Origin of the sequence: Agrobacterium sp. P15N1-A (assembly GCF_044626815.1) — a bacterium.
In the GTDB taxonomy this organism is placed as follows: Bacteria; Pseudomonadota; Alphaproteobacteria; order Rhizobiales; family Rhizobiaceae; genus Agrobacterium; species Agrobacterium leguminum.
In genome coordinates this window covers 270,834-287,134 of record NZ_JBIUPF010000002.1, presented here as the reverse complement: position 1 = coordinate 287,134, position 16,301 = coordinate 270,834, and the positions used below count along the sequence as shown (strand labels likewise).

Annotated in this window: 16 protein-coding genes; 9 read left to right on the top strand and 7 right to left on the bottom strand. The window is 60.4% G+C overall.

The genetic code is table 11. The features are described 5' to 3' along the window. Positions 1–4: 4 nt before the first annotated feature. Positions 5–487, bottom strand: a complete 483-nt coding sequence (locus ACIK7D_RS09410; protein WP_400156155.1) for a DUF2269 family protein — start codon at positions 485–487, stop codon at positions 5–7. Next, positions 487–1,773 carry an SDR family oxidoreductase gene (locus ACIK7D_RS09405; protein WP_400156154.1) on the bottom strand — a complete coding sequence of 429 codons (1,287 nt, stop codon included), beginning with the start codon at positions 1,771–1,773 and terminating at the stop codon, positions 487–489. The genes ACIK7D_RS09410 and ACIK7D_RS09405 overlap by 1 nt, the downstream gene beginning before the upstream one ends. Before the next feature lie 124 nt (positions 1,774–1,897). On the opposite strand from ACIK7D_RS09405, the gene ACIK7D_RS09400 reads away from it, so the two are divergent. Next, the gene (locus ACIK7D_RS09400; RefSeq protein WP_127757230.1) at positions 1,898–3,025 is read left to right on the top strand and encodes an ATP-dependent RecD-like DNA helicase; all 1,128 of its coding nucleotides are present in this window, start codon (positions 1,898–1,900) and stop codon (positions 3,023–3,025) included. Positions 3,026–3,031: 6 nt separating this feature from the next. On the opposite strand, the gene ACIK7D_RS09395 is transcribed toward ACIK7D_RS09400, so the two are convergent. Further along, the gene (locus ACIK7D_RS09395; protein ID WP_080816562.1) at positions 3,032–3,730 is read right to left on the bottom strand and encodes a MerR family transcriptional regulator; all 699 of its coding nucleotides are present in this window, start codon (positions 3,728–3,730) and stop codon (positions 3,032–3,034) included. Positions 3,731–3,966: 236 nt separating this feature from the next. Between ACIK7D_RS09395 and ACIK7D_RS09390 the strand changes: the two genes are divergently transcribed. After that, positions 3,967–4,722, top strand: a complete 756-nt coding sequence (locus tag ACIK7D_RS09390; protein WP_400156153.1) for a pyridoxine 5'-phosphate synthase — start codon at positions 3,967–3,969, stop codon at positions 4,720–4,722. 72 nt (positions 4,723–4,794) lie between these two features. Then, the gene (locus tag ACIK7D_RS09385; protein ID WP_269313827.1) at positions 4,795–6,060 is read left to right on the top strand and encodes an NAD(P)/FAD-dependent oxidoreductase; all 1,266 of its coding nucleotides are present in this window, start codon (positions 4,795–4,797) and stop codon (positions 6,058–6,060) included. 227 nt (positions 6,061–6,287) lie between these two features. Here ACIK7D_RS09385 and ACIK7D_RS09380 read toward each other — a convergent pair whose 3' ends face one another. Further along, complete coding sequence (locus tag ACIK7D_RS09380) at positions 6,288–7,334, bottom strand: NAD(P)-dependent alcohol dehydrogenase (RefSeq protein WP_080816566.1); 1,047 nt, start codon at positions 7,332–7,334, stop codon at positions 6,288–6,290. A gap of 191 nt (positions 7,335–7,525) precedes the next feature. On the opposite strand from ACIK7D_RS09380, the gene ACIK7D_RS09375 reads away from it, so the two are divergent. Next, positions 7,526–8,464, top strand: coding sequence for an AraC family transcriptional regulator (locus ACIK7D_RS09375; protein WP_137453004.1), 939 nt, complete (start codon positions 7,526–7,528; stop codon positions 8,462–8,464). 59 nt (positions 8,465–8,523) lie between these two features. On the opposite strand, the gene ACIK7D_RS09370 is transcribed toward ACIK7D_RS09375, so the two are convergent. Continuing rightward, the gene (locus ACIK7D_RS09370; RefSeq protein ID WP_400156386.1) at positions 8,524–9,408 is read right to left on the bottom strand and encodes an SDR family oxidoreductase; all 885 of its coding nucleotides are present in this window, start codon (positions 9,406–9,408) and stop codon (positions 8,524–8,526) included. Between the two features lie 111 nt (positions 9,409–9,519). On the opposite strand from ACIK7D_RS09370, the gene ACIK7D_RS09365 reads away from it, so the two are divergent. The 3 genes from ACIK7D_RS09365 to ilvC all read left to right on the top strand — a co-directional run bounded on the left by ACIK7D_RS09365 (position 9,520) and on the right by ilvC (position 11,804). Beyond that, complete coding sequence (locus tag ACIK7D_RS09365; protein ID WP_080816571.1) at positions 9,520–9,933, top strand: helix-turn-helix domain-containing protein; 414 nt, start codon at positions 9,520–9,522, stop codon at positions 9,931–9,933. A gap of 148 nt (positions 9,934–10,081) precedes the next feature. Next, on the top strand, positions 10,082–10,735 hold the full coding sequence (locus ACIK7D_RS09360) for a TetR/AcrR family transcriptional regulator (protein WP_003507581.1): 654 nt from the start codon (positions 10,082–10,084) through the stop codon (positions 10,733–10,735). A 49-nt stretch (positions 10,736–10,784) separates the two neighbouring features. After that, on the top strand, positions 10,785–11,804 hold the full coding sequence (gene ilvC, locus ACIK7D_RS09355; RefSeq protein WP_035260000.1) for a ketol-acid reductoisomerase: 1,020 nt from the start codon (positions 10,785–10,787) through the stop codon (positions 11,802–11,804). A gap of 70 nt (positions 11,805–11,874) precedes the next feature. Here ilvC and ACIK7D_RS09350 read toward each other — a convergent pair whose 3' ends face one another. Both ACIK7D_RS09350 and ACIK7D_RS09345 read right to left on the bottom strand, forming a co-directional pair. Further along, positions 11,875–12,906 (bottom strand): endonuclease/exonuclease/phosphatase family protein, encoded by a 1,032-nt coding sequence (locus ACIK7D_RS09350; RefSeq protein ID WP_080816577.1) that lies wholly within the window; start codon positions 12,904–12,906, stop codon positions 11,875–11,877. Positions 12,907–13,014: 108 nt separating this feature from the next. Beyond that, the gene (locus tag ACIK7D_RS09345; protein ID WP_400156152.1) at positions 13,015–13,467 is read right to left on the bottom strand and encodes an RbsD/FucU family protein; all 453 of its coding nucleotides are present in this window, start codon (positions 13,465–13,467) and stop codon (positions 13,015–13,017) included. A 273-nt stretch (positions 13,468–13,740) separates the two neighbouring features. On the opposite strand from ACIK7D_RS09345, the gene ACIK7D_RS09340 reads away from it, so the two are divergent. Continuing rightward, entirely contained in the window at positions 13,741–14,985 is a 1,245-nt protein-coding gene (locus tag ACIK7D_RS09340; RefSeq protein WP_080816583.1) for a PLP-dependent aminotransferase family protein, read from the top strand. 329 nt (positions 14,986–15,314) lie between these two features. Further along, a complete protein-coding gene (locus ACIK7D_RS09335) occupies positions 15,315–16,298 on the top strand; it encodes an ABC transporter substrate-binding protein (RefSeq protein ID WP_400156151.1) in 984 nt (327 codons plus the stop codon). Positions 16,299–16,301 lie beyond the last annotated feature (3 nt).

Here is a 16,301-nt window from a genome sequence, read left to right as displayed (position 1 = left end):
CGCATCAGCCGAACAGGAGAATGTCCGGCTTGTTGAGCATGAGCCAGATGATGCCGAGAACCGCGAAAAAGGCGGGAAAACCGCAGGCGAACCAGATGCGGTAAAGGCGGAACCATTGTGCCGGCAGGGCCTGTCCGGTGGCGGCGCAGTCGCGGGCGATATCGCGCAGTCTGATCTGTATCCACACCACCGGCAGCCAGAAAATGCCGGTGAAGACATAAAGGGCGAGCGAAAGCGCGATCCAGCCTTCGGTCAGCGGCCAGCCGATGATGCGCGCGAGAAAATATCCGGTGACCGGCTGGATGATCGCGGCGGTGGCGGTAAAGACCGTGTCGGCGATGACGACGGTGCCTGCGACATGGGCGATCAGCGCCGGGCTTGCTGTCTGCCGTGCCATCACCATGAAAAAGGCAATGCCCGCGCCGGTGCCGAACAGCACCGTTGCGCCGATGACATGGGCGAGCCGCAGCAGTTCCTCAAGTGTCATCAGCGTTCATCCAAGGTGGCGAGGGCAACGAGCGTCAGGGCGACGGAAGGCAGAACCTTGACCAGAGGACCGAGCGGATCGAGCCAAAGGGTTGGTTCCAGCAGGCTGCCGCCAGCGAGGTAAGCGGCGCTGACCAGCAACATGCTGATGAGCGCCTTTCTGGCGAGCGGTCGCAGCAGGACTGTGACGCCGAGGGCGATATCGAGGAGGCAGGTGGTGAGTGTGAGCGCGACCGCCAGTGCCTGCGGCATGAAGGGCAGGAAATGCGCTGCTGCTCCAGTGATATTCAGCAGCGGCATGAGGCCGGACAGCAGCCAGAATAAAGACAGGCAGAGAATGACCAAGGGTTTCAGCAGATATAATCTGGCAAACCACAGGTCCTGCACACCGGAAGGGTGGGCGGCCAGCGTCTGTTCCAGGGTCTTGAGTGAGGCCATCGCCGGTCCTGCTTCATTCTCCGTTACGATGCCTTCCGACATGACCGTCATGGCGGTCGAACGCAGCGGCGACCGCCAGCCGAGTCTGCCTGCGGCATCCGCCACAAGGCCGACGGGGCGCATGAAGGCGGCGGGAAGATTTATGACCGGAGCACGGGGCAGGCCCAGCCATTGCCGGTGTCTGGCGACCACGTCCTGCAATGTCAGCGTTTCCTTCGCGGCGAGTTCGAGATCGCTGTCCGGCGGGATTTCGCCTTCGATCGCCGCGCATACCATGGTTGCCACATCCTCCGCCGCGACCGTCCGGACGGCGATTTGTCCATTGACGAGCGGCACCACGAAGGGAAAACCTGCAAGCGCGCGCACGAGCGCCGTGCCGCCGTGCGCGTTTCGCCCAACCACCAGCGCGGGGCGCAGAATGACGTGAGACAGACCGCTTGCGGCGAGCGCCTCATCGGCGCGGCGTTTGGTGGCAAGGAAGGGCAGGCCGGATGCGGCCCCCGCCGTGCGGGCCGATATCTGGATTATCCGTCTGCCGCCCGCCTGCGCCGCTGCTTCATAGAGCGCCAGCATCGCCTTTTCCTGCGTCGCGGCAAGGTCATCCGACAGGCCGTCCTGAAGCGCGCCCGCGCAATTGACAATGGCGTCGTGGTCATGGACGAGCGATGACCAGTCTGTCGCGTGCGTCATCTTGGAAAGATCGGCTGAGACCCAGTTGGCGAAAGGCCATTTGTCCCGGGCGCGGGTGACCGAACGCGCCAGCCCCGTCACGGAATGCCCGCGGAGGTGCAGGCTTTTGAGAACCTCCGAACCGATGAAACCTGTTGCGCCGAGAATCAATATCTTCATACGAGGGATGATAGCGACCACGGCTTAAAAACCAGCCGTGTTTTATTGCCGCATTCTCACACGGCGATTCATCTTTCGTTCTTTTTCTGTTGCGCATCAGGCTCGAATCCTGCGATGAGGGCGCATGTTATTTTCACCGCAACAGGACGAAGCGCTGAAGGCTGTTTCCCGCTGGCTGAAGGAAGGCCGGACGCCGGTTTTCCGGCTGTTCGGTTATGCCGGAACGGGCAAGACGACGCTTGCCAAGCATTTCGCGGAAAATGTCGATGGCGAGGTGCTGTTTGCGGCCTTCACCGGCAAGGCGGCGCAGGTGCTGCGCTCACGCGGGGCGACCAATGCCCGCACCATCCATTCGCTGATCTATCGCCCGCGCGGCGAAGAAACCGTGGAAGACGAGGAAACCGGCAAGACTTCGATTGCGCCGATGTTCTCCATCAACCGCCAGAGCCCGCTCGCCAAGGCGGCGCTCATCATCATCGATGAATGTTCGATGGTGGACGAGCAGCTCGGCAGGGACCTGATGAGCTTCGGCACGCCGATCCTCGTGCTCGGCGATCCCGGCCAGCTGCCGCCGGTTTCGGGCGGCGGTTTCTTCACCGAGCAGGAGCCGGACTATCTGCTGTCGGAAATCCATCGCCAGGCCAAGGACAATCCCATCATCCATCTCGCCATGGACGTGCGGGAGGGCCGGGAGATCATGCGCGGCGATTACGGGACCGCGCAGGTGATTTCCAAGTCCGAAGTGACGCAGTCGCTCGTGCTCGAGGCCGATCAAGTGCTCGTCGGCACCAACCGCACCCGCCGCCGCTACAATCAGCGGCTTCGCGAGCTGAAGGGTTTTACCGCCGATTACCCGCAATCCGGCGACAAGCTGGTCTGCCTCCGGAACGATCCGGCCAAGGGGCTGCTCAACGGTTCGCTCTGGCAGGTGATGAGTTCATCGCGCGAGACGGTGAAGCCCGGCATCAACCTGATGATCCGGCCTGAAGACGACGATATGGATCGCGGCGCGGCCAAGATCAAATTGCTGAAGGCGGCCTTCGAGGATGTGGAGACGGAAATTCCGTGGTCCACGCGCAAGCGTTATGACGAATTCGATTTCGGCTATGCGCTGACCGTGCACAAGGCGCAGGGTTCGCAGTGGAACAACGTGGTTCTTTTCGACGAGAGCTATGCTTTCCGGGACTCGCGCGAGAGGTGGCTTTACACCGCCATTACCCGCGCGGCGGAGACACTGACCATCGTTCGTTGATCGTGACTATGCGCGGATGACGCCGAGCAGAACCGCCTTGGCGACCGCCTGAAAGCGGTTGCTGGCATTGAACTTGCCGATGATCTTCGCCTCGAGAACATTGAGGTCGCTGCCCGAAAGACCAAGGGCGCGGGCGAGCCGCACCGGCGCATAACCCTCCGCCATCAGTTCCAGGCATTTGCGTTCGGTGTCGGTGAGGGCGATGTCCTTTGCCGGCGCCCGTTCCGCGCCATCCATGCCGTCCGCATCGGTGTCAGTGACCAGCAGTTCCTCGATCTGCTGGGCCTGGCGCTGAAGGGTGGAAAGCTCGGCCGTCAATTCCCGCTTCCGCTGCCGAAGCGCGGCGTGGAATATATCGTCCGCCTCGCTTTGCGAGAGCGAACGGACGAATTTTTCCATGATCTCGGTAATGGCGGCGACGGAAATGCCCACTTCGCGGCAGACGTTGATGACGGCCATGCGCTGGACGTTGCGGTGGGTGTAGACCCGCATCTGGCCGATGCGCTTCGAGGTCAGCAGCGCCTTTTCTTCGTAAAAATGCAGCGTCCGGTGGGTCACCCCGAAGATATTGGCCATGTCGGCGATGGGCACGGGTTCCGCGGGCAGGGAGGAGGGCAGGCTTATATCCGGTAGAAAGCTGCTGATCCTTAGATTGGGTTTGTCCTCGTCGCCGTGACTTTCGAACGGCATCCGGCCATCCTGCATTGTCTCCCCCTTCGCGCTCTTTGACAGTGTGCCTGCCTTTTTTAAAGGTGTCCGTTGCTTGTTCCCCCAAGACGGACATGTTTTCCGATCAAGACCTCATGCCAAACGCTACATCAGAACCGTAACGTGTATTGCCTGTTTTCGTTCCCGCAATAATAAAAAATTTGCCGGCCTCCTTGCGATTGGCCTCAACCTGCGTGAAACAGGATGTCAATTCCGAACCGGAGCCCGATGCCATGCCCGCAAAACTTTCTGTCAATCTGAACGCAATTGCCATGTTACGCAACCGCCGCGATCTTCCATGGCCGGATGTCGCGCATTTCGGGCATATTGCACTGGCGGCGGGGGCAAGCGGGCTGACTGTACACCCGCGGCCAGATCAGCGCCATATCCGCTTTTCCGATCTGCCGGTGCTGCGCGCCCTGATCGACGACAGTTTTCCCGGCGCGGAATTCAATATCGAAGGTTATCCGAGCGAGGATTTTCTCGTGCTTTGCGAGAAGACCCAGCCGGAGCAGGTGACGCTGGTGCCTGACGACCCGTCGCAGGCGACGTCCGACCATGGCTGGGATGTCCGCAAGCACGCCGTTTTCCTGAAAGACGTGGTGGGACGCCTGAAGGCCGGCGGCATGCGCGTCTCGCTTTTTGCCGATGGCGATGGCGAACGCGAGCCGGTGGAACTGGCCGCCGAGACGGGTGCGGCGCGCATCGAACTTTACACCGGCCCCTATGGCGGCTGTTTTGACGATCCGCAAAAGGGTGAGGCGCTTCTCGAAAAGCTCGGGCAGACGGCGGATCATGCAAGAGCGCTCGGACTTGCCGTCAATGCCGGCCATGATCTCACTGTCGCAAACCTGCCCAGGCTGATGAAACGTATCCCTTATCTGGCTGAGGTTTCCATCGGTCACGCGCTGACGGCGGATGCGCTTGAATATGGCATGGCTGAAACAGTCCGGCGTTTTTGTCACGCCTGCGGTCAGCCTATTTCATAACCAAAGTCAATTTTTTCGCCTATGCTTTGGCCGCGCATGCTCCGTGCGCGAGCTTTTGAAGGCAGAAGACATATGCAAGAACATCACGTTGTCGTCGTGGGTGGAGGCTTCGGCGGTTTGCAACTGGTACACGGGCTGGAGGGGGCCCCTGTCCGCATCACACTGATTGATCGTCGCAATCACCACCTGTTCCAGCCATTGCTTTATCAGGTTGCGACGACGGCTCTGGCGACATCCGAAATCGCCTGGCCGATCCGCCATCTCTATCGCGACCGCAAGGAAGTCACGACCCTGCTTGCAGAAGTGACCGGCGTGGACCGTGCGGCGCGGACCGTGCATCTGAATTCGGGTCAGGTCATCGGTTTCGATACGCTGGTGCTGGCCACCGGCGCCCGCCACGCCTATTTCGGCCGCGACGAGTGGGAGCGCTCCGCCCCCGGTCTCAAGACGCTTGAAGATGCGACGACAATCCGCCGCCGCCTGCTTTTGGCTTTCGAGCGGGCCGAACTCGCCACCAGCGAAGAGGAACGGCAGGCGCTGCTGACTTTCGTCATCATCGGCGCAGGTCCGACGGGCGTGGAAATGGCAGGCATGATTGCGGAGCTGGCGCACAAGGCGCTGCCGGCGGAATTCCGCAATGTGGATACCAGAAAGACCCGGGTGCTGCTCGTCGAGGCTGGCCCTCGCGTTCTCCCGGTCTTCACGGAAGACCTTTCTGCCTATGCGAAGGAAGCGCTCGAAAAACTTGGCGTCGAGGTTCTGCTCGGCACGCCGGTGACAGCTTGCAGCGATGAGGGCGTGACGGTGGGCGAGACCTATTACCCCTGCCGCACCGTGGTCTGGGCCGCCGGCGTGCAGGCGTCGCCCGCCGCAAAATGGCTCAACGCCGCCGCCGACCGGGCGGGACGTGCCGTTGTCGGGCCGCATCTTCATCTGGAGGACGATCCGAATATCTTCGTGATCGGCGATACGGCCGCCGTCAATCAGGAAAACGGCAAGCCGGTACCGGGCATTGCGCCTGCGGCGAAGCAGCAGGGCGCCTATGTCGCGAAAGTCATCAAGGCGCGGCTGGCCGGCCAGCCGTCACCACCGCCGTTCCGCTACAGCCATCAGGGCAATCTGGCGACCATCGGCAAACGCGCGGCGGTGATCGATTTCGGCAGGTTCAAGCTCAAGGGCGTGCTGGCATGGTGGATATGGGGGCTTGCCCACATCTACTTCCTCATCGGAACCCGGTCACGGCTTGCCGTGGCTTGGAGCTGGCTGTGGATTTACCTGAGCGGCCAGCACAGCGCGCGGCTGATTACCCAGAAAGAGACGTTGAAGGACGAGGCCTGAGGGGCGGGCGGGCAAAGGAAAAGACGGGAAGCATTGGCTTCCCGCCCTTATGTTATGACAGCTGCGCCAAACTACTCCTCCGTCATGCCGGACTTGATCCGGCATCCAGCCGCCGCGCGTATGCGCGGCGAGAAGAGTTTTTCAGCCCAAGGACTTGAGCTGGCTGGACCCCGGATCTAGTCCGGGGTGACGGAGTGTGGATGGGGCGGGTTTGCCCAATCCAAGGCTCACGCGTCGAGCGATGCCATGTCGATGACGAAGCGATACCGCACATCGCTCTTCAGCACGCGCTCATAGGCTTCGTTGACGTCCTGGATGTTGATCGTCTCGATCTCCGACACGATGTTGTGCTTGCCGCAGAAATCCAGCATTTCCTGGGTTTCCTTGATCGAACCGATCATCGAGCCGGACAGGTTCTTCGCACCGAAGATCAGCGCGAAGGCGTGAACCGGGATCGGATGTTCCGGCGCACCGACGACGACCATGCTGCCCTTGGGCTTCAGGAGGCCGAGATAGGCGTTCCAGTCGATGGCGACGCCGGCCGTGCAGATGATCAGGTCGAAGGTGCCGGCCAGCTTCTCGAAGGTCGAGGCGTCGCTGGTGGCGTAATATTCCTTTGCGCCGAGCTTCAGGCCGTCTTCCTTCTTCGACAGCGTCTGGGAAAGCACGGTGATATCCGCACCCATGGCCGCGCCGAGCTTGACGCCCATATGACCGAGGCCGCCCATGCCGACAATCGCGACCTTCTGGCCGGGACCGGCATTCCAGCGGCGCAGCGGCGAATAAAGCGTGATGCCGGCGCAGAGAAGCGGTGCGGAAGCGTCGAGCGGCAGGTTGTCCGGGATCGACAGGACATAACCTTCCTTGACGACGATCGAGTCGGAATAACCGCCATGGGTCGCGGTCTTCGTGAACGGATCGACGTCGTTATAGGTCTGGACGAGGCCGGGCATATAATGTTCGTTGTCGAGATCGCGAGTGGCGCAGCCAACACAGGAATCGACGAAGCAGCCGACGCCGACATGGTCGCCGACCTTGAACTTCGTGACCTTGGAGCCGACAGCCTTGACGACACCGGCAATCTCATGGCCGGGAACGATCGGGTAGACGGCGTTCTTCCATTCGTTGCGGACGGTGTGGATGTCCGAGTGGCAGATGCCGGCATATTTGATGTCGATGACGACGTCATCATCGTTCGGCTCGCGACGTTCGAAGGTGAACGGGGTAAGCGGCTTGGACGCGTCGGTCGCAGCGTAACCTCTAGCAATAGCCATCTGAATATCCTTATCGAGGGGTTGGGGACGACGGAATATGCGATGGAAGCGCGAGACAGCGTTAGAGCGATTCTCCGAGCTTTTTGCACGATCCTGCAAAAATATGGTGGCGCACTCTTTGCGCGGGCCGTGCGGCTTTCTAGATAAAAGGCAGCAGACGCACCTCTTCCTTCAGTTAAGGGATTTCCCCTATGTCCTTGCCGTTCAATGTCTATCAGGAGATCGCCTCAATTGCCGCGCGGCATGCTACCCAGGACGGTGAGGTGCAGACGGCAATCGACTCCCTCGGCATCAGCAGGCGTACGACGCCGAGTGCGCCTTGCCACGGCAGCTATCGCCCCTGTCTCGCGCTGGTGATCCAGGGCTCGAAAAGCGTTCAATTGGGAACGGACACCATCAATTATGGCGCGGGGGATTATCTCCTGACCTCGCTTGATCTGCCGGTTGCATGGCGGGTGGTGGAGGCGAGCAGGGAGGTGCCGCATTTCTGCATTGCGCTTGCCATCGACAGTGAGAAGCTGCTCGATCTCATGCGGCGTGTGCCCATCGATCCGCCTGCCGAGCCGGCGAATGCCCAGCGCGGCATCGTCGTCAATACGGCCACGCCGGAACTTCTCGATGCGGCTATCCGCCTGTTGCGCCTGCTCGACCGTCCGGCGGACATCGCGGCCATGGCGCCGCTGATCGAACAGGAAATCCTCTACCGCATTCTGACCGGACCGGCAGGCGGGCAGCTTATGAACATCATCGCGGCCGGCAGCCATGGCAACCGCATCGCCCGCGCCATCGCCTGGCTGCGCGAGAATTTCGCACGCCAGCTACGTATCGAGGATCTGGCCGATCATATCGGCATGAGCGTCTCGTCCTTCCATCATCATTTCAAGACGATCACGGCCATGACGCCGGTTCAGTACCAGAAACAACTGCGGCTGCATGAGGCGCGGCGGCTGATGCTGCTGGAGCGGCTGGATGCGGGCACCGCCGGCCACCGCGTCGGTTATCAGAGCCCGTCGCAGTTCAGCCGCGAATATAGCCGTTTCTACGGGTTGTCGCCGTCGCGGGATATCGATGCATCGCGTGAGATTATCGCGGCGGAACAGGCTGTTTCGCCCTCGACCCTTCGGGCTTGAGCATAGGTCGTTGTTTTATGGCCCGTTCCTTCCCGGAGGGGACGGAACGGGCCGGCATTTCAGCCGAGCAGCGCGGATCTATGCGCGCTGAAGAAATCCGCTGCGGATTGCGGCGTCGCGCCCGTCAGCGTTTCGAAGTCTCGGGTCACGATGTCGAAGTTTCCGGCGGCGATATTGGCGTCGGCGGAGGCAATCATGCCGGCAATGATTTCCGGCAATCCCGTCGCCGCTATTGCCTGCTTGAGCTGTTCGGGCGTGACCTGCACCACGGCAAGCGGCTTGCCCGTCACCTCGCTTATCAGGGAAGCCAGCCCGTCGGCTGTCGATGTTTCAGTTCCGGTTAGCGTATAGGTACGGTTTTCCGCCGGTTTCAGCAGGGCGGCGGCAGCGGCATGGGCGCAGTCTTCACGGGAAATATCTGCGACCCTGCCGTGGCCCCGCGCGGTGAACCATTGGCCGTTTTTCAGATTTTGCGGCATGCCGTGCAGGTGGTTGTCGAAATACCAGGCATTGCGAAGAATGGTATAGGGCAGGTCGCTTGCCTTGATCGCTGTTTCCGTTCCCAGATGATCGGGTGCGAAGCTGACGAGCGATTTGTCGGGGCTTGGCATCGACGTATAGGCGATATGCCGGATGCTGGCTTTTGCGGCGGCCTCCACCGCCGTTTGATGTTGTCTGAGGCGAAGGCCGGGGACCATGAGCGCGTCGGTGGAGATGACCAGCAGCGTGTCGATGCCGTAAAAGGCCGCGTCAAGCGAAGCGGGGTCGTCGAAATCCGCCCGTCTTACTTCGATGCCCTTTGCAGCAAGGGCGGAGAGCCGGGATATGTCGCGGGTGGCGGCGACGATACTGGCGGCGGGGACATGGTGGGTTTCCAGGAGGTGGCGAATGACGGCCTGTCCAAGCTGTCCGGCGGCGCCGGTCACCAGAATTCTGCTCATGATTTCTATCCTTTCGGTGGTCTCAAAAAGAGAGCAGCACTAAAATAGGAATTGCCGAAAGGCTGTAAAGAAGGCAGGTTCTGTGCGGATCGTTACCAAAAGGGAACCATGCTTATGAACGTTGCCGGGCCCACAAGGCAAGAAAACAGGCTGGACGAGGCCTTTGGGCTGGTGTTTTCCGCCACCAGTCTTGCCGATTGTCCCGTGCGGGATGTCATGAACCAGATCGGCGGCAAATGGTCCACTTTGCTGTTAGGGGCGATAGCATCGAAGCCCTATCGTTTCGGCGAACTGCGGCGCATGGTGCCGGATATTTCCCAGCGCATGCTGACCCAGACGCTGCGTGATTTGCAGCGCGAAGGTTATATTCACCGGCAGGTCTTTCCGACCAAGCCGCCGAGCGTGGAATACAGCATTACTCCGCTCGGGGCATCGCTCTACGCGCCGCTTAAAGTCGTCATTCAGTGGGCGCTCGACAATCACGATGCGATACGCGAGGCGAGAAGCCGGTACGACATCGAGAACTGAATGCCGGCGTCTGCCGCGCTTCATGGTGCACCGCGTCAATTCTCATCCTCCTCTGAAGAATCCGCTTGACCGGGAAGCTGCCTCCGCTTAAATGGCGCTCGAACCGTACCGTACGGTACATTAATCGAGCCCCTGGAGTGGAAAAGACTTGGCTTCCGACCCGATCACAGCGCAGGAATTTTCGCCGCGCCAGAACGCCGTTCTGGATCAGGCATTGCGTCTATTGGTCGAGGGCGGCGAGAAAGCGCTCACTACATCCGGGCTGGCGCGCGCCGCCAACTGTTCCAAGGAAAGCCTCTACAAGTGGTTCGGCGATCGCGATGGTCTGCTGGCGGCGATGATCACCTTTCAGCAGAGCAAGGTCCGCACCTTCGAGAAGGCGGGCGACCGCGTTTCCGCGCCGCAGCTTGCCGATCATCTCGAGGTTTTCGCGCATGATCTGCTGGATGTGCTGGCGGGTGACGTGTCACTGGCGCTTAACCGTCTGGCGATAGGGCAGGCGAGCCGTGACGGCTCGAAGCTCGGCGATCTGCTCTTGGAACGCGGCCGTCGCCAGATTGACCGGCGGGCGCGTGGGTTGATCGAGGCGGGTCGCCGTTCCGGCTACCTGCGTTTCGATGACGCTGAAGAGGCGTATCGCAGTTTTTACGGTCTCATCGTTTCGGATCTGCATGTGCGCATGCTGCTGGGCGAGGCGCCGGACAAGGATTTTTCCGCCCGGGCGAAGAAGGCGGTCGTCGCCTTTCTGACCCTCTACGGCACGGAAAAGGTACATTCGGAACTCAGCGGCAAACCCGCCTGACATTCCGGTTCAGACAACTGAGAGACAAGCATTAGGGAAGGACCATAAAATGCGCGTTTATTATGATCGTGATGCCGATCTCAATCTCATCAAGTCCAAGAATGTCGTCATCGTTGGTTACGGCTCCCAGGGCCGCGCCCATGCGCTGAACCTTAAGGATTCCGGCGCCAAGAACGTCGTCATCGCCCTGAAGGCCGGTTCGCCGACCGTCAAGAAGGCAGAAGCCGACGGCTTCAAGGTCATGACCGTTGCCGAAGCCGCCAAGTGGGGCGACCTGCTGATGATGGCGACGCCTGACGAATTGCAGGCCGACATCTACAAGGCCGACATTGCCGGCAATATCCGCGATGGCGCAGCGATTGCCTTCGCACACGGCCTCAACGTTCACTTCGGCCTCATCGAGCCGAAGGCATCGCTCGACGTCGTCATGATCGCACCGAAGGGCCCCGGCCACACGGTTCGCGGCGAGTACCAGAAGGGCGGCGGCGTTCCCTGCCTCGTTGCCGTTCACCAGAACGCTTCAGGCAACGCCCTTGAACTCGCTCTCTCCTACGCCTGCGGCGTTGGCGGCGGCCGTTCGGGCATCATCGAAACCAACTTCAAGGAAGAGTGCGAAACCGACCTCTTCGGCGAACAGGTCGTTCTGTGCGGCGGTCTCGTCGAGCTCATCCGCGCCGGTTTCGAAACCCTGGTTGAAGCCGGTTACGCTCCGGAAATGGCCTATTTCGAGTGCCTGCACGAAGTGAAGCTGATCGTCGACCTGATCTATGAAGGCGGCATCGCCAACATGAACTACTCGATCTCCAACACGGCTGAGTGGGGCGAATACGTCACCGGTCCGCGCATCATCACCGCCGACACCAAGGCTGAAATGAAGCGCGTCCTGCACGACATCCAGACCGGCAAGTTCACCTCCGAGTGGATGCAGGAATGGAAGGCCGGCGCTGCCCGCTTCAAGGGTATCCGTCGCAACAACGACGCCCACCAGATCGAAGAAGTCGGCGCCAAGCTGCGCGGCATGATGCCCTGGATCGGCAAAAACAAGCTGGTCGACAAGGCTGTCAACTAAGCTTCATTGACTGGTAGAGAATAGGAAGGCCGGAGCGAAAGCTCCGGCCTTTTTTGTTTTCGATGCGCCGTTACACGATGGCGTCGTCTTCCTCGATGACAACGGAAACGGGGAAGTGATCGGAAAAACCACCGAGATTGACGTTTTTGACCGCATCGCCTTTCGACAGGCCGAAGCGGATCGGTCCCTCATTCTTGCTGTGGCTGACCATGGCGGCAATCGCTTCGATTTTTGCCGTCTCCTCACGCGCCTTGAAACCGCTGCTACCGGTCAGAAGCGATCGGGAAACGAGGATCTGATCGAAGATATTGGCGTCTCCGTTGAAATAGAGTGTGCCGTAGATCGTTCTTGCCGTGCCGACGGAATCGACCACCGGCTGGCGCAGGTAATTCCAGGTGAGATTGTAGAACATGGCCGATTGCGAGTTCTCGACATCGTCGCGCTCGCGGGTGGAGTTGGCGTGGTAGCGCAGTGATGCATCGGAAGGATCGTCGTTGAAGTCGCCGAAGGCGATGACGGCGATGTCGTTGCCTTTCTCTTCGCGAATTCGCTGATGCCAATAGCCCAGCGTTTCACCTGCCGTCATGCGAAAACCGGCGCTTTCCACCGCGCCGCCAGAGCGCGACGGCCAGTGATTGGAGAGCGCGATAAGCTGGCGGCCGCCCTTGGTGATGAAGGTGCATTGGGTAATGTCGCGTGTGCCGGTGCGGCGCATCACGAAATGGCTGAAAATCTCGTTCTCGTTGATCAGCAGCTTTTTGCTGTCATAGATGAAGGCGGTATCGATGCCGCGCTGGTCCTTGCTGGAATCGGCATGCACGACCCGATAGGAGCGCGCGGGCATGAGGTCGTTCAGATGTTCCGCCAGCGTCTCCAGAACGAAACGGTTCTCGACTTCGCAGACACCGAGCAGATCCGGTCCCGCGCCGCCGATCTGGCTTATGATCAGACCGAGCTGTTTGACCTTGGTTTTGAACAGGTCCTCGGTCCAGCCTTTCAGATCGTTCTTCAGCCGCTCGGCAATCCACGGCTCGCGCGCCGGATAACCCTCCGGCGCAAACAGGTTTTCGACATTCCAGAACGCCAGGACATATTGGGTCATGATCCGCACACCTCCGGTTGGTTTTTCAAGCCTAGTGGAAGTTTTTGTCATAACAACTTGAAATTGTCATGAAGGCCGGCGGCCAGCGCAATTTTCCCGTTTTTGGCCTTATGTGGCCGGCGGGATGACGCCCTTCGTCAGAAGGAAGCAGCCATAAAATCGTGTCTCCCCCGTGGTGATGACGCAATAGGCTTTTTTTGCCTGTTCGTAGAAGGCGAAGCGCTCGATGCCATACATAGGAGCGGATTTTCCTTCCGCCACGTCGATTTCTTTCTGCACTTCCACCTGTACCGGCTCCAGCTGATCCGGTGCGCCCATCACCTCCATGCGGCCGACCGAGGGCTGCAGCGGTGTGTCGAGCGGCAGGACGGAGAGGATCGCCTTCATGGCGCGGGCTGCGGAGACGTTGTCGATATGCAGCACCTTGCCGACGGTCGTGTGGCGGGCAACCGAATCGGAAGGGAAGTTGGTGTCGGAGATCACCAGCGTATCGCCATGCCCCATGGCGCGCAGCGCGTGCAGGACATCGGCATTCAGCGCCGGGTCGATGTTTTTCAGCATGTCGTCAAACTCCCATGATGCTTTCGCCGTGTTGCGGCGCGCGCGCAATCCAGCCGGAAAACCATGCCGCGTCAATCGCAAAGGTGTGATTGTGAAGCTTTGCGCAAGGGTGTATTTGGCTTTGTCCGCAAAATCGGGCCTCAAGGCAGGTCGGTTGCGGGCAATGTGCAGGGAGGCAGAAATAATTCGAAAAACTGATAAGTCAGTATTGCTGACGTATCGACATTTCTGTAAAGATGCACGCATAAAAACGACACAAGAGGAAACGTACCCATGCTTAATTGGGAACAAATTTTCGCCACGCGCTCTTCGCGCATGAAAGCGTCCGAAATTCGCGAGTTGCTGAAGCTGCTCGAACAGCCCGATATCATTTCCTTTGCCGGTGGTATTCCGGATCCGGCTCTTTTCCCCGCAGAGGAGTTTCAGCAGGCTTATGCGGAAATTTTTTCGGGTTCGCAGGTAAACTCGGCGCTGCAATATTCTGTCAGTGAGGGTTACAAGCCGCTGCGCGAATGGCTGGCCGGCGAAATGGCCGAGATCGGTATCGACTGCACCGCCGACAACGTCTTCATCGTTTCCGGTTCGCAGCAGGGTCTCGATTATCTCGGCAAGCTGTTTCTGTCGCCGAAGGATACGGCGCTGGTGACCTGGCCAACCTATCTCGGCGCGCTTTCCGCCTTCAACGCCTATGAGCCGAATTACGACCAGCTGAACCCCGGCGGTAACCGCACGCCCGAGACCTACCGTGAGAATGCCGCCAAGCTCGGTGGCGCGGTGAAGTTCGCTTATCTCTCCGCCGATTTCTCCAACCCGACCGGCGAAACCGTCGATCTGGCCGGCCGCGAAAAGGTTCTGGCACTGGCCGACGAGTTGGATATTGCCGTCATCGAAGACGCCGCTTACCAGTCGCTGCGTTACGATGGCGAGGCTGTTCCGCCGATCATGGCGCTCGACATCGCCCGCTCGGGCGGCATCGAGAACACCCGCACCATCTATTGCGGCAGCTTTTCGAAGACGCTCGCACCTGGCCTTCGTGTCGGTTACATCGTCGCTTCCGCGCCGGTTATCCGCAAGCTGGTGCTGATGAAACAGGCCGCCGACCTGCATTCCTCGACCATCAACCAGATCGCCATCGAACGTGTCGCCTCGCGCGGCTTCGACAAACAGGTCGCCAAGATCAAGGCAGCGTATAGCGCCCGCCGTGACGCGATGCTGGCCGCGCTCGACAGATACATGCCGAAGGGCACGCGCTGGACGAAGCCGGAAGGCGGCATGTTCATCTGGGTGACGTTGCCCGAGGGTATGGATGGCGCGGCACTGCTGGCGAAATCCATCGCCACGGAAAAGGTCGCCTTCGTTCCCGGCCGGGCATTCTTCGCGGATGGCTCCGGCACGAATACGCTGCGCATCAGCTTCTCCTGCGCCAACGAGGCGATGATCGAGGAAGGCATGAAGCGGCTTGGCCGGTTGATCGCGACGGCGCAGGCGGAAACGGGCGAGGCGATCGCGGCGATTTGAGGGCGGCGGTTCTCGGCAGCGACGGAGTTTGTGGCTTCACCCCCTCTGTCCTGCCGGACATCTCCCCCTCAAGGGGGGAGATCGACCTGTGGAAAGGTCTCCCCCATCTCAACGTTTGCGAATGAAGTGGCGGTAGCGCCTCTTGCCAATCTCCCCCCTTGAGGGGGAGATGCCCGGCAGGGCAGAGGGGGGTGAGCCGCAAGCGCCAAGGGGTACTGTTCCCCTCAATCCCGCTTGCCCCAACAGATCCACCCCAAAAATCCTGCCTGTCACATACATGTTATGCAATCATGTTTTAGCGGTCCCACCAAACAACAGGGACTGGACCCATGAAAACGCTGCTCTCCGCTTTCACCGCCATCGTGTCGCTCGGCTTCATCGCCACCGCCGCCAATGCCGCCGATCTGGTGCTTTACACCAGCCAGCCCAACGAGGACGCACAGGCGACCGTTGACGGTTTCAAGGCCGCCAATCCCGGTCTCGAGGTTGAATGGGTACGTGACGGAACGCCGAAGATCATGGCCAAGCTGATGGCTGAGATCAATGCCGGCAATCCGGTTGCCGACGTGCTTTTGATCGCCGATACCGTGACGCTGGAACGCATGAAGCAGGCCGGTCAGCTCCTCGCCCACAAGTCTGCGGAAGCCAAGAATATCGACGCCTCGCTCTACGATGCGGACGGCTTCTATTATTCCACCAAGCTCATCACCACCGGCATCATGTACAACACCGCCGCCGCGATGAAGCCGACGAGCTGGAAGGATATCGCCAAGGCGGAAGCCAAGGGTCTCGTCACCATGCCAAGCCCCCTGACCTCGGGTGCGGCGCTGATCCATGCGCAGACGCTTGCCGCCGCAAACGGCCTCGGCTGGGACTATTACAAGCAGTTGAAGGCCAATGAAGCCATTGCCGGCGGCGGCAACGGCGCGGTCCTGAAGTCCGTCGCATCGGGCGAAAAGGCTTATGGCGTGGTCGTCGATTACATGCCGATCCGCGAAAAGGCGAAGGGCGCGCCGGTCGAGTTCGTCTTCCCGGAAGAGGGCGTTTCGGCCGTCACCGAGCCGGTCGCGATCATCAAGGGCACCAAGCATGAGGAAGCGGCGAAGAAGTTCGTCGATTACGTGCTGTCCGAAAAGGGCCAGCAGGGCTTCGTCAAGCTCGGCTACATCCCGGTTCGCGCCGATGCCGGCATGCCGGAAGGTTTCCCGGCCCGCGAAAAGATCAAGGTCCTGCCGCTCAACGCTGCCGATGCGCTGAAGAATTCCGAACAGGACCTGAAGACCTTCTCCGACATCTTCGGCTCCAAGGGCTGATAT

Excerpts from the sequence above, each read along its gene's own strand:
- ACIK7D_RS09390 (WP_400156153.1), top strand. The coding sequence starts at position 3,967 with ATGCCCGCAAAACTTTCTGTCAATCTGAACGCAATTGCCATGTTACGC.
- ilvC (WP_035260000.1), top strand. The coding sequence starts at position 10,785 with ATGCGCGTTTATTATGATCGTGATGCCGATCTCAATCTCATCAAGTCC.
- ACIK7D_RS09400 (WP_127757230.1), top strand. The coding sequence starts at position 1,898 with ATGTTATTTTCACCGCAACAGGACGAAGCGCTGAAGGCTGTTTCCCGC.
- ACIK7D_RS09385 (WP_269313827.1), top strand. The coding sequence starts at position 4,795 with ATGCAAGAACATCACGTTGTCGTCGTGGGTGGAGGCTTCGGCGGTTTG.
- ACIK7D_RS09345 (WP_400156152.1), bottom strand. The coding sequence starts at position 13,467 with ATGCTGAAAAACATCGACCCGGCGCTGAATGCCGATGTCCTGCACGCG.
- ACIK7D_RS09375 (WP_137453004.1), top strand. The coding sequence starts at position 7,526 with ATGTCCTTGCCGTTCAATGTCTATCAGGAGATCGCCTCAATTGCCGCG.
- ACIK7D_RS09380 (WP_080816566.1), bottom strand. The coding sequence starts at position 7,334 with ATGGCTATTGCTAGAGGTTACGCTGCGACCGACGCGTCCAAGCCGCTT.
- ACIK7D_RS09395 (WP_080816562.1), bottom strand. The coding sequence starts at position 3,730 with ATGCAGGATGGCCGGATGCCGTTCGAAAGTCACGGCGACGAGGACAAA.
- ACIK7D_RS09335 (WP_400156151.1), top strand. The coding sequence starts at position 15,315 with ATGAAAACGCTGCTCTCCGCTTTCACCGCCATCGTGTCGCTCGGCTTC.
- ACIK7D_RS09405 (WP_400156154.1), bottom strand. The coding sequence starts at position 1,773 with ATGAAGATATTGATTCTCGGCGCAACAGGTTTCATCGGTTCGGAGGTT.
- ACIK7D_RS09350 (WP_080816577.1), bottom strand. The coding sequence starts at position 12,906 with ATGACCCAATATGTCCTGGCGTTCTGGAATGTCGAAAACCTGTTTGCG.
- ACIK7D_RS09340 (WP_080816583.1), top strand. The coding sequence starts at position 13,741 with ATGCTTAATTGGGAACAAATTTTCGCCACGCGCTCTTCGCGCATGAAA.
- ACIK7D_RS09410 (WP_400156155.1), bottom strand. The coding sequence starts at position 487 with ATGACACTTGAGGAACTGCTGCGGCTCGCCCATGTCATCGGCGCAACG.
- ACIK7D_RS09365 (WP_080816571.1), top strand. The coding sequence starts at position 9,520 with ATGAACGTTGCCGGGCCCACAAGGCAAGAAAACAGGCTGGACGAGGCC.